Origin of the sequence: Pararhizobium sp. LjRoot255, from assembly GCF_964252905.1 — a bacterium.
GTDB lineage: Bacteria > Pseudomonadota > Alphaproteobacteria > Rhizobiales > Rhizobiaceae > Pararhizobium.
On the sequence record NZ_CAXUPQ020000001.1, the window covers coordinates 2,085,692 to 2,100,905 of the forward strand.

At 62.9% G+C, this 15,214-nt stretch carries 16 protein-coding genes; 8 read left to right on the forward strand and 8 right to left on the reverse strand.

Annotated features, from left to right (window positions below; genetic code table 11):
* Nucleotides 1-95: 95 nt before the first annotated feature.
* Complete coding sequence (gene ung, locus ACSQ2W_RS10120; RefSeq protein WP_436086126.1) at nt 96-803, forward strand: uracil-DNA glycosylase; 708 nt, start codon at nt 96-98, stop codon at nt 801-803.
* On the opposite strand, the gene ACSQ2W_RS10125 is transcribed toward ung, so the two are convergent.
* From ACSQ2W_RS10125 to ACSQ2W_RS10135, 3 genes are all read right to left on the reverse strand, one after another.
* Nucleotides 788-1,696 (reverse strand): DMT family transporter, encoded by a 909-nt coding sequence (locus ACSQ2W_RS10125; protein WP_436086127.1) that lies wholly within the window; start codon nt 1,694-1,696, stop codon nt 788-790. The two genes, ung and ACSQ2W_RS10125, sit on opposite strands and share 16 nt — an antisense overlap.
* Nucleotides 1,697-1,821: 125 nt before the next feature.
* On the reverse strand, nt 1,822-3,090 hold the full coding sequence (locus tag ACSQ2W_RS10130) for an HlyD family type I secretion periplasmic adaptor subunit (RefSeq protein WP_436087742.1): 1,269 nt from the start codon (nt 3,088-3,090) through the stop codon (nt 1,822-1,824).
* Nucleotides 3,091-3,146: 56 nt separating this feature from the next.
* The gene (locus ACSQ2W_RS10135; protein WP_436087743.1) at nt 3,147-4,850 is read right to left on the reverse strand and encodes a type I secretion system permease/ATPase; all 1,704 of its coding nucleotides are present in this window, start codon (nt 4,848-4,850) and stop codon (nt 3,147-3,149) included.
* A 417-nt stretch (nt 4,851-5,267) separates the two neighbouring features.
* Here ACSQ2W_RS10135 and cobF point away from each other — a divergent pair, with 417 nt between their 5' ends.
* From cobF to ACSQ2W_RS10160, 5 genes are all read left to right on the forward strand, one after another.
* Nucleotides 5,268-6,038 carry a precorrin-6A synthase (deacetylating) gene (gene cobF / locus ACSQ2W_RS10140; RefSeq protein ID WP_436086128.1) on the forward strand — a complete coding sequence of 257 codons (771 nt, stop codon included), beginning with the start codon at nt 5,268-5,270 and terminating at the stop codon, nt 6,036-6,038.
* 147 nt (nt 6,039-6,185) lie between these two features.
* Nucleotides 6,186-7,556 (forward strand): precorrin-3B synthase, encoded by a 1,371-nt coding sequence (gene cobG, locus ACSQ2W_RS10145; RefSeq protein ID WP_436087744.1) that lies wholly within the window; start codon nt 6,186-6,188, stop codon nt 7,554-7,556.
* Between the two features lie 2 nt (nt 7,557-7,558).
* The gene (locus ACSQ2W_RS10150; RefSeq protein WP_113004303.1) at nt 7,559-8,191 is read left to right on the forward strand and encodes a precorrin-8X methylmutase; all 633 of its coding nucleotides are present in this window, start codon (nt 7,559-7,561) and stop codon (nt 8,189-8,191) included.
* On the forward strand, nt 8,188-8,925 hold the full coding sequence (locus ACSQ2W_RS10155) for a precorrin-2 C(20)-methyltransferase (RefSeq protein WP_436086129.1): 738 nt from the start codon (nt 8,188-8,190) through the stop codon (nt 8,923-8,925). The genes ACSQ2W_RS10150 and ACSQ2W_RS10155 overlap by 4 nt, the downstream gene beginning before the upstream one ends.
* Nucleotides 8,922-9,686, forward strand: a complete 765-nt coding sequence (locus ACSQ2W_RS10160; RefSeq protein ID WP_436086130.1) for a precorrin-3B C(17)-methyltransferase — start codon at nt 8,922-8,924, stop codon at nt 9,684-9,686. The genes ACSQ2W_RS10155 and ACSQ2W_RS10160 overlap by 4 nt, the downstream gene beginning before the upstream one ends.
* Here ACSQ2W_RS10160 and ACSQ2W_RS10165 read toward each other — a convergent pair.
* On the reverse strand, nt 9,650-10,420 hold the full coding sequence (locus ACSQ2W_RS10165; RefSeq protein ID WP_436086131.1) for a cobalt-precorrin-6A reductase: 771 nt from the start codon (nt 10,418-10,420) through the stop codon (nt 9,650-9,652). The genes ACSQ2W_RS10160 and ACSQ2W_RS10165 overlap by 37 nt on opposite strands.
* Here ACSQ2W_RS10165 and cbiE point away from each other — a divergent pair.
* Nucleotides 10,419-11,681: a precorrin-6y C5,15-methyltransferase (decarboxylating) subunit CbiE gene (gene cbiE, locus ACSQ2W_RS10170; RefSeq protein WP_436086132.1), complete on the forward strand. Its 1,263-nt coding sequence runs from the start codon at nt 10,419-10,421 to the stop codon at nt 11,679-11,681. The genes ACSQ2W_RS10165 and cbiE overlap by 2 nt on opposite strands.
* On the forward strand, nt 11,678-12,436 hold the full coding sequence (gene cobM / locus ACSQ2W_RS10175; protein WP_436086133.1) for a precorrin-4 C(11)-methyltransferase: 759 nt from the start codon (nt 11,678-11,680) through the stop codon (nt 12,434-12,436). The genes cbiE and cobM overlap by 4 nt, the downstream gene beginning before the upstream one ends.
* A gap of 9 nt (nt 12,437-12,445) precedes the next feature.
* On the opposite strand, the gene mnhG is transcribed toward cobM, so the two are convergent.
* The 4 genes from mnhG to ACSQ2W_RS10195 are packed head-to-tail and all read right to left on the reverse strand — an operon-like array spanning nt 12,446 to nt 15,209.
* A complete protein-coding gene (gene mnhG / locus ACSQ2W_RS10180) occupies nt 12,446-12,826 on the reverse strand; it encodes a monovalent cation/H(+) antiporter subunit G (RefSeq protein ID WP_436086134.1) in 381 nt (126 codons plus the stop codon).
* Entirely contained in the window at nt 12,823-13,104 is a 282-nt protein-coding gene (locus ACSQ2W_RS10185; RefSeq protein ID WP_436086135.1) for a K+/H+ antiporter subunit F, read from the reverse strand. The genes mnhG and ACSQ2W_RS10185 overlap by 4 nt, the downstream gene beginning before the upstream one ends.
* Nucleotides 13,101-13,589 (reverse strand): Na+/H+ antiporter subunit E, encoded by a 489-nt coding sequence (locus ACSQ2W_RS10190; RefSeq protein WP_436086136.1) that lies wholly within the window; start codon nt 13,587-13,589, stop codon nt 13,101-13,103. Before ACSQ2W_RS10190 ends, ACSQ2W_RS10185 begins: the two co-directional genes overlap by 4 nt.
* 3 nt (nt 13,590-13,592) lie before the next feature.
* Nucleotides 13,593-15,209, reverse strand: coding sequence for a monovalent cation/H+ antiporter subunit D (locus tag ACSQ2W_RS10195; protein WP_436086137.1), 1,617 nt, complete (start codon nt 15,207-15,209; stop codon nt 13,593-13,595).
* Nucleotides 15,210-15,214: the final 5 nt, after the last annotated feature.

A 15,214-nucleotide genomic window follows, 5' to 3' on the forward strand; every position in this document is an offset into this window, starting at 1 on the left:
TTCGCCGTCCCGCCACGTTCACGCTTGCCATGGACCAATCCGGCGTTACATTCGGCGGCGTCCGATGGGCGGGAATGGAGAGGCCGGAAAACGCAATGGAATCGAATGTGACGCTCGAGAAAAGCTGGAAAGCGGTCTTGGCGCCGGAATTCTCCAGCCCCTACATGGCCGAGCTGAAGGCATTCCTCCTTGAGGAACAACGCAACGGCAAACAGATTTTCCCCAAGGGACCGGAGTACTTCCGTGCCCTGGACCTGACGCCGCTCGAGACGGTGCGGGTCGTCATTCTCGGGCAGGATCCCTACCATGGCGACGGGCAGGCACATGGGCTTTCCTTCAGCGTCAAACCCGGTGTGCGGTTGCCGCCATCGCTGGTGAATGTCTACAAGGAACTTGAGAGCGACCTCGGCATTGCCCCCGCCCGCCATGGTTTTCTCGAAAGCTGGGCGCGCCAGGGCGTGTTGTTGCTCAACAGCGTTTTAACGGTCGAGCGCGCGATGGCGGCGTCCCATCAGGGCAAGGGTTGGGAACGGTTCACCGATGCGATCATCCGGGCGATCAACGAGCAGCCTCATCCGGTCGTCTTCATCCTGTGGGGATCCTATGCACAGAAGAAGGCCGCCTTCGTCGATAGGTCGCGCCATCTTGTGATCCGCTCGCCGCACCCGTCGCCATTGTCGGCCCATAACGGGTTCTTCGGCAGCAAGCCCTTTTCCAAGGCCAACGATTTCCTCGTCGTGAATGGGCGCGAGCCCATCGAATGGGCGCTGCCGGCCAATCCCGAGGTTCAACTCAACGTCTGAGAGGGCGGCGGCTGCGGCGATCTGGCCTTCCGCCGGGAAACGACGCTTTCGCGCCAGACTGTGAAAATCCCTGCACAGACGACGATGGCCGACCCGGCAATCAAATTCGGGCCTATCGTTTCACCAAAAATGACGACGCCGATGATCGAGGCGAAGACAAGCTGAAGATAGGTGAGCGGCTGGACCTCGGCGGCATCGAGCAGTTCATAGGCCTTGATCAGGAAAAAGTGGCTGGTCGTTCCGGTGATGCAAAGCATCAGCATCCAGATCCAGTCCAGTGGTGCAAGTGTCGTCCAATAGAACGGACCTATGGCAGTGATCGCCACGGCGCCGGCGACGCCCGTATAAAAGAAGCTGGTCATCGCGGTATCGTCGCGGCTGACCAGCCGCGTCGAGATCACATAGATTGCAAAGATCAGCGATGACGAGATCGGGATGAGAAGCTTGAGATCGAAGCTGCCGCTACCTGGTTTCAGGATCAGCAGAACACCCAGCAAGCCGATGATGATCGCGGTCCAACGCCGCCAGCCGACACGCTCGCCGAGCAGCGGCATGGAGAGAAGGGCGACGAAAAGCGGCCCGGAGGAGAAGATCGCCTGCGAATGCGCAAGGCCGACCGTGGCAAAGGAAAAGATGACGATGACGATCTGGAAAGCAAGCAGGACGCCACGTAGAATCTGCAGGATCGGCCGCTTCGTTTTCGCGGCAGCCGAAAGACCGCCCTGCGTCCGGGATGCCATCGCGATCGCAAAAGCGGCAAAGGCCCAGTAGCGGATCATGGTGATCAGGACGGGTGGGTAGAGGCCGCCCAGATGCTTGGAAAGCGCGTCCTGGATCGAGAAAATCGAGATCGCCAGCAGGACGAAGATGTAGCCGGTGCGCTTGGAAGTCATGAGTACGGTCTTACACCGGCTGCGCCGCAGGCGGCCACGCTATTTTTGCAGTGCAGCAAGGAGTTTTCCCACCGGCGCTTTCCGGCAACACGCGCGATACTGCGCTGCGCGTGTTGCCGGGCAGTCTATTCCTCGCGGAACGTGTGTTGCAGCTGTTCGGTCAGCGGTTTTGCGAGGTAGGATATCACGGTGCGGTCGGCGATCTTGATGAAGACCTCCGACGGCATGCCGGGGTAGAGCGACAATCCCTTCAGCTTGGCGAGGCTGTCCGCCTTGGGCTTGATGCGCAGCGGGTAATAGGTGGCGCCGGTGCGCTGGTCGGTGACAACGTCCGGCGCGATGGTCACGACCTCCGCATTGACGATCGGCGTGGTACGCTGGTTGAAGGCGCTGAAGCGGATTTCAACCGGCTGCCCCAAGCGTATCTGGTCAATGTCGTGCGTCGCGATCTTGGCCTCGACTGTCAGACCGTCTGCGCCAGGCACGACGAGCATCAACACCTCACCGGGATTGATGACGCCGTTCACCGTGTGCACGGCGAGCTGGTAGATCCGCCCGTCCAGCGGCGAGGTGATGTCGAGCCGCTTGAGCTGGTCGTGCGCGGCAATGCGGCGATCTTCATATTCGGCGATCTTGCCCTCGACGTCGGTCAATTCCTTGGCGTTTTCGGTATGGCGATCCTCGTCGAGCTGCAGGATCTGCAGGTCTATTTCACTGGATTTCCCGGCGGCCTGCGCCCGGGAGGCGATGCGCGCACCGCGGTCGCCTTCAAGCTGGGCGCGGTTGCGCTTGAGCTCGGTCAGCCGCTGCATGGAGACCAGGCCCTGGCCATAGAGCTTGTCGAGACCCGACAGTTCCTCACTGATCAGCTTCAGCGCATCCTCGATGGCAACCAGCTGAACCGTCAGCCCCTTGGTTTCATCGGCCAGCTGGCCCTTGCGCGATGCGAGCTGGCTTTTCATGCCGACAAGCGCGTTCTTGCGGCTGATGAAGAGCTTGCGCTCGCTTTTTTCGAGAAGCGCGGCAGGCGTGCTCGAGCCTGATGTGAGCGCGTTCAGGTCTTCCGGGATGGTGAATTCCTCGGCTCCGGTCTGTTCGGCCAGCAGGCGGGCGCGGCGGGCATAAAGCTGCGCGAGGGTGTTCTGCACGATCGACAGGTTGGCGCGAACGGTCGTGCCATCGAGCTTGATCAGGGGCTGCCCGGCCTTGACGCTATCGCCTTCCTTCACCAATACGTCGCCGACGATGCCGCCGGTCAGGTGCTGGATTTTCTTGACGTTGTTCTCGACCACGACGGTGCCGGAAGCCACGATTGCGCTCGACAGTTCGGTCGTTGCCGCCCATCCGCCAACGCCGACGACGAGGGCAAGCGCGAGGATCGAGACGGCGGTCATGTGCCGGGCGAGCGAACGGCGGGAGTTCACCGGTTGTTTTTCCACGGAAATATCGGTCACGATGCGGACTCCTGTCCTTCACCCACGATTTTCAGCGTGGCGGGGCCGGCAATTTGCGGCTGGTGGTCTTGCCTACGCAGGATTTGCGCAAGCACCTGGTCCTTCGGCCCGAAGGCCTGCATCCGTCCTTCGCTCATCATCAACACCATATCGGCGGCTGCAAGCGCGCTCGGCCGATGGGCAACGACGATGACAATGCCACCGCGGGCGCGCACGCTCATGATCGCCTGGGTGAGGGCCTGCTCGCCCTCGGCGTCGAGATTGGAGTTCGGTTCGTCGAGAACCACCAGGAAGGGGTCGCCGTAGAGCGCGCGTGCCAGCGCGATACGCTGGCGCTGCCCGGCGGAAAGCGCTGCGCCGCCTTCGCCGATCTCGGTATCATAGCCGTTCGGCAGTTTCAGAATGAGATCGTGGACACGCGCGGCGCGGGCTGCGGAAACAACGGCCCCGGGCGAAGCGTCGGCCGCAAACCGCGCAATGTTCTGTGCCACGCTGCCTGCGAACAGTTCGACATCCTGCGGCAGATAGCCGATATGGCGGCCAAGCCTGTCGGTATCCCACTGGTCGAGCGCTGCGCCGTCAAGCCGGACGGAGCCGCGATAGGATGGCCAGATACCGATCAGCGCGCGCGCCAGCGATGACTTGCCCGAAGCGCTTGGGCCGATGACGCCGAGCGCGCTGCCGGCCTTCACGGTGAAATTGACGTCGCCGAACGTCAGGCGCTGCGCCCCGGGCGGGCCGCCGGCAAGGTTTTCCGCGCTCAGTCGTTCTTTCGGCACCGGCAGTTCCAGCGGGGCGTCGCGTTCCGGCAGGGCGGTCAGCAGATCCTTCAACCTTTGCCGGCTTTGCATCGCGGAAACGAAACTGCGCCAGTTACCAATCGCCAGTTCGACAGGGGCAAGCGCGCGTGCCGTCAGGATTGAACCGGCGATGATGATGCCCGGAGAAGCCGAGCCCTCGATGACAAGAACGGCGCCGGTTGCCAGCACAGCGGATTGCAGCGCCATGCGGAACACCTTGGAGAGCGCGCCATAGCCATTGCCGACGTCGGAGGTTTCGCGGTTCTGTTCCCGGAAGCTGTTGTTTCGCACGTCCCAGAGCTGCGACATGCGGCCGAGCATGCCCATGGCCTGCATGACCTCGGCATTGCGCTGCGAGGACTGAGCGAAGGCGTTGCGCTGATTGCCAGCCTCCGATGCTCTTTTGGAGGGCCCCTGGGTGCCGCGATTGGTGAGGAACGTGAGCGTGATCAGGATAATCGAGCCGGCGACCGCTACGATGCCGATCCAGTAGTGGAACATGAAGCAGATGGCGAGATACAGCGGCAGCCAGGGCAGATCTAGGAAAGCTGCCGGTCCCGATCCCGAGAGGAAAGAGCGGATCTGGTCGAAATCGCGCAGTGCCTGGAGGCCGTCGCCCTGCGTGCGCAATTTCAACGGCGCTTGCACCACGGCACGATAGATGCGGCCGCTCATGGCTTCATCGAGCGCGCCCGCAATGCGCACGAACATGCGGCCGCGCACCATTTCGAATGCACCTTGGAAAGCATAGAGCAACAGAGCTAGCAAACAGAGCGCGAGAAGGGTCGGCACGCTTCTGCTCGGCAGGACCCGGTCATAGACCTCCAGCATGAAGAAGGAGCCCGTCAGGTAGAGTATGTTGACGAGAGCACTTGCAACGAACACGCCGCCGAAGGCCATCTTGCAGTCGCGCAAGGCCAGAATCGGATCTGCAATGCTCTGGGTACTTTTCGAATGTTTCACCGTGGAAGTCCTCGCGAGACGCCTGTCGTCTCAATGGTTGCACCAATGTGCCACAATTTCTCTAAAGTCGCACGACCTGAGGTCTGTCGCTTGCGGAACATGCTTTTGCGCGGTCGTTTCCGGCTTTTTTGCGCTAAATATATGAATTTTTCGCGTTCTTTGTGGAACTTGCTGGATATTGCCATATTTTACGCTGTGTTTCTCGAGATTATTTATTGTGTTTAATCCGATACTTAAGCGGTAGTTCAGGTAGGTTGACGCGGCTGCGCGGATATTTCTGCCAGAAGCAGGGGGCCTTGCTTCAATCCGGTCTATCGGCCAAAGACGGGCACGCGGTGTGGCAAAGGCTTGGGCATGAAAAACGTTCTGATCGTGGGTATAGGCACCGGCAATCCGGAACATATGACCATTCAGGCGATCAACGCGCTGAACAGTGCCGACGTTTTGTTCATCCCCACGAAGGGCGATGCAAAGGCGCAGCTTGCCGATATTCGCCGCGATATCGTTTCGCGCTATGTCACGCGGCCGCAGTTCCGCGTCGTCGAGTTCGCGGTCCCGGTCCGCCAGACGGCGGAGCGCTCCTACCACCAGAGTGTCGATCAGTGGCATGCGGTGATCGCCGCAGCTTATGAACGGCTGCTGCTCGACGAGTTGAAGGACGGAGAGACCGGCGCCTTTCTCGTCTGGGGCGATCCGATGCTCTATGACAGCACGATCCGCATCATCGAGCGGGTTCGCGCCCTGGAAACCGTGACATTCGACTATTCGGTCATTCCCGGCATCACCAGCATCCAGGCGCTGGCCGCCAGCCACCGGATACCGCTCAATCTTGTCGGCAAGCCAGTGGAGATCACCACGGGACGCCGGCTTGCGGAGAGCTTTCCGGACAAAACCGAGACTGCGGTCGTGATGCTGGATGGCGAGCAGGCCTTCATGAAGATCGAGGATCCGGATGCGCAGATCTATTGGGGCGCCTATCTGGGCACAGCGCAGGAAATCGTCATGTCCGGCCGGCTCGTCGACGTGCGGGACGATATTGTGAGAACCAGGGCCGAAGCACGCGCACACAACGGCTGGATCATGGATATCTATCTCCTGCAAAAGGGCAAGGATTTCGAGGAATAGCGGCCGGCGCGATCGATCCCGCTATCCGCCGTCGCATGGCGACTGGTTTGCCCGCGTCGTAGAATGCTATATGGACGGATCGGAAGGCTCCCGGCGATCTGAAACAATGGGCCGCGCCTTCGAATGGGAGATGACCAGCCAACCGCGATGACGATCTGTGCTGCACCAGTTGAGAATCCGGCCGGACATCGACGCTCGATGCGCCGCGGCGCTTGTCCGTCGATGGCAACGCCGATGGTGACGGGCGACGGTCTTCTCGTGCGGCTGCGCCCGGCAAAACCTGGCTTTGGGCTGCGTGAATTGATCGCCTTGGCGGAGGCTGCCGAAGTCTGTGGAAACGGCATTCTGGAAGTCACGGCTCGAGGAAGCTTGCAAATCCGCGGGCTGAGAGCGGAGACGGTGTCGCTTCTTGCCGTGAAAGTCGCCGAAGCCGGGATCGAAGTCGCCGAAGGCCTCGCGATCGAAACGCCGCCCCTCGCAGGGTTGGATATATCCGAAATCGTCAATCCGCTGCCTCTCGCTGCGCAATTGCGGGCGACGGTTGCGGCATGTCAACCACGGCTTATCCTTGCGCCGAAATTGTCGATTACGGTTGACGGCGGCGGGCACCTGCATCTCGGTGGGGTAACCGCCGATATCCGCCTGCGCGCCGTCCGCGTCGATGGAAAAACATTGTGGCTGCTGGCCCTTGCCGGAACGGAAGCGACATCCAGGCGGATCGCCCTGTTGGATGAACCGGCTGTGGTTCCGGCTGTCATGGACATTCTGAAAGCGCTTGCCACGATCGGTGACAGTGCCCGCGCGCGCGACATCGATGCCGCCATCCTGAAGGCCGGTTTAGTCTCGGTGGCGGATGTCGATGCCGTAGAGCCGGCGGAGCCCGCGCCCAATCCTGCGGGCATTCACGAGCTTGGCGCGGACAGGAACGCCTTCGGTCTCGGTCTGGCATTCGGGCAAATCCGGTCGCAGGAGCTTCGAACATTCGTCGAGGCGCTCGACGTTTTCGGTGCGACGGAAATTCGCCTGGCGCCCGGTCACGCTTTGATGGTCTTGGGAATAGCCCCCGACCGGATTGCCGCCGCCCAGGCCCTGGCATTGGGCCATGATCTCAGAGCGTTTCCGCTCGATCCGCGCAATCACATTGCCGCCTGTGCCGGCGCGGGCGCCTGTGCTTCCGCTTTGATCGATACGCGGGTTACGGCGCAAACGGTGATCGACGCTGCGCCGTCGCTTCTCGATGGCTCGCTGACCGTCCACGTCTCCGGCTGCGCAAAAGGGTGCGCCAAACCGTCTGCGTCTACGCTGACGATTACGGCTGCGCCAATAGGCTATGGCCTTGTCGTAAATGGTGCTGCCTCGGCCGCGCCGAACGCCTACATCGAAGAGAAAACCATAAGATCCGCGATGGAACGCCTCGAGGCACTGGTGCGGCAGAGGAAACGGGCTGGCGAATCGGCACGGTCCTGCCTTACACGGCTCGGAGCGGAGGTCATCATCGCCGCGGTTCAACAGGGATAGAGATGCCTGAATACGATTACATCCGAGATGGCGACGCCATCTACGAGCGCTCCTTTGCCATTATCCGCAGCGAGGCTGATCTTTCCCGCTTTTCCGAAGAGGAGGCCGATCTTGCCGTTCGTATGGTGCATGCCTGCGGATTGGTGGAGGCCGCTCAATATTTCGAATTCGCCCCCGGTTTCGTGTCCGCTGCCCGCAATGCGCTCAAGAACGGCGCACCGGTCTTCTGCGACGCCTTCATGGTCGCCCACGGCATCACGCGCGCGCGCCTGCCGGCCGATAACGACGTGATCTGCACCCTGCGCGAGCCGCAGACCGCCGATATCGCCCGTGAGATCGGCAATACCCGCTCGGCGGCAGCCTTGAAGCTCTGGGTCGAGCGCCTGGCCGGCTCCGTCGTTGCCATCGGCAATGCGCCGACGGCGCTGTTCTATCTGCTGGAACTGTTGCGTGACGGCGCGCCGAAACCGGCGGCGATCATCGGCATGCCGGTCGGCTTCGTCGGTGCGGCAGAATCGAAGGATGCGCTGGCTGAAAATTCCTATGGCGTGCCCTATGCCATCGTGCGCGGTCGCCTCGGCGGCAGCGCGATGACGGCGGCGGCCGTCAACTCGCTGGCGAGGCCGGGCCTGTGAGCGCGCTTTCTCCAGGCAGGCTGATCGGTGTCGGCACTGGTCCGGGCGATCCCGAGCTCCTCACCCTCAAGGCCGTTCGGGCGCTGGAAGCGGCCGATGTGCTCGCCTATTTCGCCAAGGAAGGGCGGCGTGGCAACGGCCGGGCCGTGGTCGAGGGGTTGCTGAAACCGGGTCTTACCGAACTGCCGCTCTATTATCCGGTGACGGTCGAGATCGACAAGGAACACGACGACTACAAGAGCCAGATCACCGGCTTCTACGATGCCTCGGCCGCCGCTGTTGCCGAACATCTGGAAGCGGGGCGTACGGTTGCGATCCTCAGCGAAGGCGACCCGATGTTCTATGGCTCCTACATGCACCTGCACGTGCGGCTGGCCGGGCGTTTCCCCGTGGAGGTCATTCCGGGCATCACCGCCATGTCCGGCTGCTGGTCGCTCGCCGGCCTGCCGATCGTACAGGGCGATGATGTGCTGTCCGTCCTTCCCGGTACCATGGCCGAGGCGCAGCTCGTTCGCCGTCTTGGCGATACGGAAGCCGCCGTGATCATGAAGGTCGGCCGCAACTTGCCGAAGATCCGCCGGGCACTCGCCGCCGCCGGCAAGCTCACCCAGGCGGTTTATGTCGAGCGCGGCACGATGGCCAATTCCGCCATGATCCCGCTTGCCGAAAAGGCCGATGACGAGGCGCCCTATTTCTCGCTGGTGCTGGTGCCCGGCTGGAAGGATCGGCCATGAGCGGCACGCTTTATGTGATCGGCACTGGTCCCGGCGGCCCGCAGCAGATGACGCCGGAGGCGGTCGATGCCGTGTCGAAGTCGACGGATTTCTTCGGCTATGGTCCCTATCTCGATCGCCTGTCGCTGCGCCCCGATCAGAACCGTATCGCCTCTGACAATCGCGAGGAACTCGATCGCGCTCAAGCGGCACTTCGCCACGCGGCTGAAGGCGCCAATGTTTGCGTCGTCTCGGGCGGCGACCCCGGCGTCTTCGCCATGGCCGCAGCCATCTGCGAGGCGATCGACAAGGGACCGGGCGAATGGCGCGGGATCGACCTCGTCGTCACGCCCGGCGTCACCGCGATGCTCGCCGTCGCCGCCCGCATCGGTGCACCGCTCGGCCATGATTTCTGCGCCATTTCGCTTTCCGACAATCTGAAGCCCTGGGATGTCATCACGCGCCGGCTGAAGCTGGTGGCGGAGGCCGGTCTGGTGATCGCGCTCTACAATCCGATCAGCAAGGCGCGGCCCTGGCAACTGGGCGAAGCCTTCGACATCCTGCGCACGGTGCTGCCCGCCGAAACGCCGGTGATCTTCGGCCGGGCGGCCGGGCGCCCCGACGAGCGCATGCTGGTGATGCCGCTCGGAAGTGCCGACGCGCAGAAGGCCGACATGGCCACCTGCGTCATCATCGGCTCGCCGGAAACACGGATCATCCCGCGTCCGGACAAGCCGGATCTCGTCTATACGCCGCGGTTCATTTCCGGGGAGAAAAGGTGATCGACAAGGCCGAGCGCTTCCTCGACGGTACCCACGGTGCGGACATCGGCCGACTGCTGGCGCTCGACCATGATCACGTCGATGCCAAGCGCGCGCGCGGCCGCGATCTTGCCGTAGGTGGCCGAGCCGCCGCTGTTCTTGGCGACGACAACCTCGATCTGGTTACCTATCAGAAGCTCTCGTTCTGCCTCTTCCTCGAACGGACCGGTCGAGAGCAGGTAGCTTGCGTGGGGAACGCGGAGCGACGGCGTGACGGGATCGACGCTGCGGATCAGGTAATGATGCTTGGGCGCGCTTTCGAAGTGGAAAGCCTCCTGCCGGCCGATGGCGAGGAAGACGCGTCTCGGCGTTTCGCCGAGCGCCCCGGCTGCTTCGGCAACGGAGGCAACGCTGGTCCAGCGATCGCCGGCCTGCCGTTCCCAGTCGGGACGGCGCAGGGCGAAGATAGGAGTTCCGGTTTCCCTCGCTGCCATCGCCGCATTCTGCGAAATCCGCGCCGCGAAGGGATGCGTCGCGTCGATCAGGAGGTCGAATTTCTCCGCGTTGAGGAATTCAGCAAGGCCGTCGCCGCCGCCGAAGCCGCCGCTGCGCACGGGTACCGGCTGGGCCATGGGCTCCGCCGTCCGTCCGGCCAGAGAAAGCAGCAGATCGCAGTCCGCGCGATCCGCCAGGGCAGCCGCCAGTTGCCGCGCTTCCGTGGTGCCGCCGAGAATCAGGATGCGGTGTTTGCTCATGTCTGACGCTCAGTCCCTTTCTTCCGGAAAAAATGCGCCCTGGCTGACGATCATCGGCCTCGGCGAAGATGGTTTAGCGGGTCTCGGCGACGAGGCCAAGCGGTGGATCGCCAGCGCATCTGTCGTCTTCGGCGGGGCGCGTCACCTGGAACTGGCCGGGCCACTGGTCCATGGCGAGCGCCATGTGTGGCTGAGCCCGTTCGAACGTTCCATGGAGGCCGCCGTGGCGCTTCGGGGAACGCCGGTCGTGGTGCTCGCCTCCGGCGATCCGTTCTTCTTCGGCGTCGGCGTCACGCTCGCCCGGCATATCGATCCCACCGAGATGCGGGTGCTGCCGGCGCCATCCTCCTTCAGTCTCGCCGCGTCGCGCCTCGGCTGGGCGCTCCAGGACACGGCGGCGGTTTCCCTGCATGGCCGGCCCGTCGATCTGATCCGGCCGCATCTGCAGCCCGGCAGCCGTGTTCTTGCGCTGACCTCGGACGAGCAAGGCCCGGCAGCGCTGGCTGCGTTGCTCGCCGGCAGCGGTTTTGGCCGATCCAGATTGACCGTGCTCGAGGCCTTGGGTGGCGTGCATGAGCGGGTTACCTCGCAGATTGCTTCTGACTTTTCCTTGAGTGGCATCAACCCGCTGAATATCTGCGCCGTCGAGGTCGTGGCGGGTGAAGGCGCGCGTGTCCTGCCGCTGACGAAGGGGCTGGATGACGGCTTGTTCGAACATGACGGCCAGATCACCAAGCGTGAAATCCGCGCGTTGACCCTGTCAGCGCTGGCGCCACGTCGCGGCGAATTGCTCTGGGATATCGGCGCCGGCTCCGGTTCGATCGGTATCGAATGGATGCTCTCCGATCCAGCCATGAAGGCAATCGGCATCGAGGGTTCCGCAGAGCGCGCGGAACGCATCGGGCGCAATGCTGCAAGTCTGGGTGTGCCAGGACTAATCGTCGTTCAAGGCACTGCTCCTGCTGCGCTGAAAGGATTGCCAAGCCCGGACGCGATCTTTATCGGCGGTGGAGGCAGCGAAGACGGCGTGATGGACGCAGCCCTTGCGGCCTTGAAGCCCGGTGGCCGCATGGTCGCAAATGCCGTCACGACACAGATGGAAGCCGTGCTACTGGAGCACCATGCCCGACTTGGCGGCTCGCTCATCCGCATCGATATCGCCCGCGCTTCGCCGGTGGGAGCGATGACAGGCTGGCGCCCGGCCATGCCGGTGACGCAATGGTCATGGGTGAAGCCGGAATTTCAAGAGGAATCAGCATGACAGTTCATTTCATCGGTGCCGGCCCCGGTGCCGCAGACCTGATCACCGTTCGCGGCCGCGATCTGATCGCCCGCTGCCCGGTCTGCCTCTATGCCGGCTCGATCGTTTCGCCGGAATTGCTGCAATATTGCCCGAAGGACGCGCGTATCGTCGATACCGCGCCGATGTCGCTCGATGAGATCGAGGCCGAATACGTGAAGGCGGCCGAGGCCAACCATGATGTTGCGCGCTTGCATTCCGGCGATCTCTCGGTCTGGAGCGCGGTTGCCGAGCAGATCCGCCGGCTGGAGAAACACGGGCTCGACTACACGATGACCCCCGGAGTTCCGGCGTTTGCGGCGGCTGCCGCCACCCTTGGCCGGGAACTCACCATTCCCGCCGTCGCCCAGAGCCTCGTATTGACCCGTGTTTCCGGCCGCGCCTCGCCGATGCCGAACGCGGAGACGCTGGCCGGTTTCGGTGCGACGGGTGCGACGCTGGCGATCCATCTGGCGATCCATGCGCTGCCGCAGGTGGTCGGGGAACTGACGCCGCTTTACGGCGCCGACTGCCCGGTTGCCATTGTCGTCAAGGCGTCCTGGCCGGACGAACGGGTGGTGCGGGGCACGCTTGGCAATATCGAAGCCAAGGTTGCGGCGGAGCCCATTGAGCGCACGGCCCTGATCTTCGTCGGCCGGACGCTGGAAGCCAGCGGCTTTCGCGAGAGTTCGCTCTATGATGCCGCCTACCAGCGCCGCTTCCGCGGTCGCGAATAGCCTTTGCGATCAGATATCGATCGCGGACAGATCCGGCTCCGGACCCGACGTCTTGCGCGGCACGTCTGTACTGCCCTCGATGCGATCGCGATAGAGCGCCGCCTGCCCGAGCAGCATCAGCGTCACCGGCGTCGTCAGGATGACGAAGATGACGATCAGGACCTCATGGAAAATCCAGCGGTTCTGAAGCACGGCAAAGGCAATCATCGAGGCGAGACAGATCAGGATGGTGCCGGCGCTGGAGCCGAGCGTCGGCGCATGCAGGCGGCCGTAGAAGGTCTTCAGCCTGATCAGTCCGATCGAGCCGGTCAGGGTGATGGCTGAACCAGCGAGAAGCAGTAGGCAGACCGGGATCGCCGCCCAGACCGGAAGGTCGGTCAAATGGCTCATTCGATCACCTCGCCGCGCATCAGGAATTTGGCAAAGGCGATCGTGGAGACGAAGCCGAGCAAGGCGATGACCAGGGCCGCTTCGAAATAGATCGAATTGGCGGTGCGGATGCCGAACGTCAATAGAAGCAGCATGGCGTTGATGTAGAGCGCATCGAGTCCGAGGATGCGATCCTGCGCGCGCGGACCGCGGGCGATGCGATAAAGGCCGCAGCCCATCGCCAGGCCGAGCAATATCTGAGAGATGAGAATCGACCAGATGATGAAGAGTTCGTTCATTCGAATATCTCCTTCAGCGGAGCTTCGTAGCGGCGTCTGATCAGCTCTGACCAGCGCTCGCCGTTTTCGAGATCGAGGACGTGGATCATGAGAACGCCGGTCTGCCGGTCGAATTCCAGCCAAGCCGTGCCGGGCGTCGCCGTCAGGATGCAGCCGAGCAGCGCCAGCGCATTGTCGTCACGCAGGCTGAGGTCGATCGCCACGAAACCGGAATTCACCGGACGGTTGCCGCCGCGCAGGATTACTCCCATGACGGCCAGATTGGAGCGCAGCACGTCGATGGCGACGTGGCCGATGAGGACGGCAATGCGGCGAAAATTTCGCAGCCGGGTCTTGTCCGGTTGCAGGTTGACCATGATCCAGGCCCATGAAATGCCGAGCGTGCTGCCGAGCAGGATATGTCCGGTCGAAAGAGACTGGTTGATCAGAAGCCAGAGAGCGAGAAGCGAAAGGGAGAGCAGCGGATAGGGGAACCAGTAGCGCATGGCTCATTCCCCTCCCACTGAGCCGGCGCGCGGCGCCGACATCACCCGGCCGATGTAGTTTTGCGGTTCGGACAGCGCCTTGGCGGTGGCGTCCATATAGCGCATCGCGGAGCCGGCCTGCAGGCTCAGGAAGGCGCAGACCGCCAGAAGCATGAGGACAGGGGCGATCTCGATCAGGAAGACGCGCGGAATGGTGCCTTCGATCGAGGTCCAGAAGGTGCGGATACCGACGCGGTTCATCGCGATCATCGCGGCGAGACCGGAAAGGATGAGTAGCGCGGTATAGGTCCATTCCGCTGCCGAAACGGGGGCGTCACCGCCGAAGCTGCCGGGATTGAACAGGCCATGCAGCATCGCGAACTTCGCAAGGAAACCGGAGAGCGGCGGAAGCCCCGAAAGCAGGACGGCGCAGGCGGAAAAGCAAAGGCCGAGAACAGCCATCGTACCGGGCACGGCAACGCCGACCTCCTTTTCCTCCTCGTTCTCGTCAATATCGCCATAGGCTTCCATGGTGACGGCCAGAACATCGGCGCCGGCGTCACGGGCGCGCTCCACCAGTTCGATCAGGAGGAAAAAGGCGCAGATCGTCAGCGTCGAACTGACGAGATAGAACAGCGCGCCGCCGATGACAGCGCCGTTGCCGAGCCCGATGGCCGCCATCAGCGTGCCGGAGGAAACCAGCACGCAATAACCCGCCAGCCTGCCCATCGCCTGCGAGGCAAGGACGCCGATCGCGCCGAAGCCGATGGTCAGCAAGCCGCCATAGAGCAGGATCGGTTGTCCGAAACCGGCTGAGTTCCCGGCGTCGCTGCCGAACAGCAGCAGGGAAAGCCGCAGAAGGATATAGACGCCGACCTTGGTGAGGATCGCAAAGATCGCGGCGACCGGAGGCGTCGCCGCCGAATAGGCTGCGGGGAGCCAGAAGCCGAGCGGCCACATGCCGGCCTTGACGAGGAAGGCGATGCCGAGAAGGGCAGCCCCCGCCTCCATCAGCATCCGGTTTTCCTGTCCGATCGTTCCGATCCGCAGTGCAAGGTCGGCCATGTTGAGCGTTCCGGTCGCACCATAGATCATGCTGACGCCGATCAGGAACAGTGAAGATGCGGCGAGGTTGACGGCGATGTAGTGCAGCCCGGCCTTGACGCGCATCGGCCCTGAGCCGTGCAGCAACAGGCCATAGGAGGCGGCCAGCATCATTTCGAAGAAGACGAACAGGTTGAAAAGGTCGCCGGTCAGGAAGGCGCCGTTCAACCCCGCCAGCATGAGTTGGAACAGCGAATGGAAGTGGTGGCCCATCCGATGCCACTTCGCCATCGAGAACACCTGTGTCGCGAGCGCCAGAACCGATGTCAGGACCAGCATCAGGGCAGACAGGCGGTCGAGCACGAGGACAATACCGAATGGTGCCGGCCAGTTGCCGAGCAGGTAGACGCTTGCGCCGTCCTGGGAAGTGGCGGCGACCCGCATGAGAACGACGCCGGCAAGAAAGATCAGCATGGTCGAGGCGAAGCCCAGGACACCCTTTGCCGTGCGATTGCGCTCATCGACAGGGATCAAGATGGCTGCGGTCACCAGCGGCAAGAGGATCGGCAGGACGATCAGGTGGTGGAGCCAGTTCACGCCGC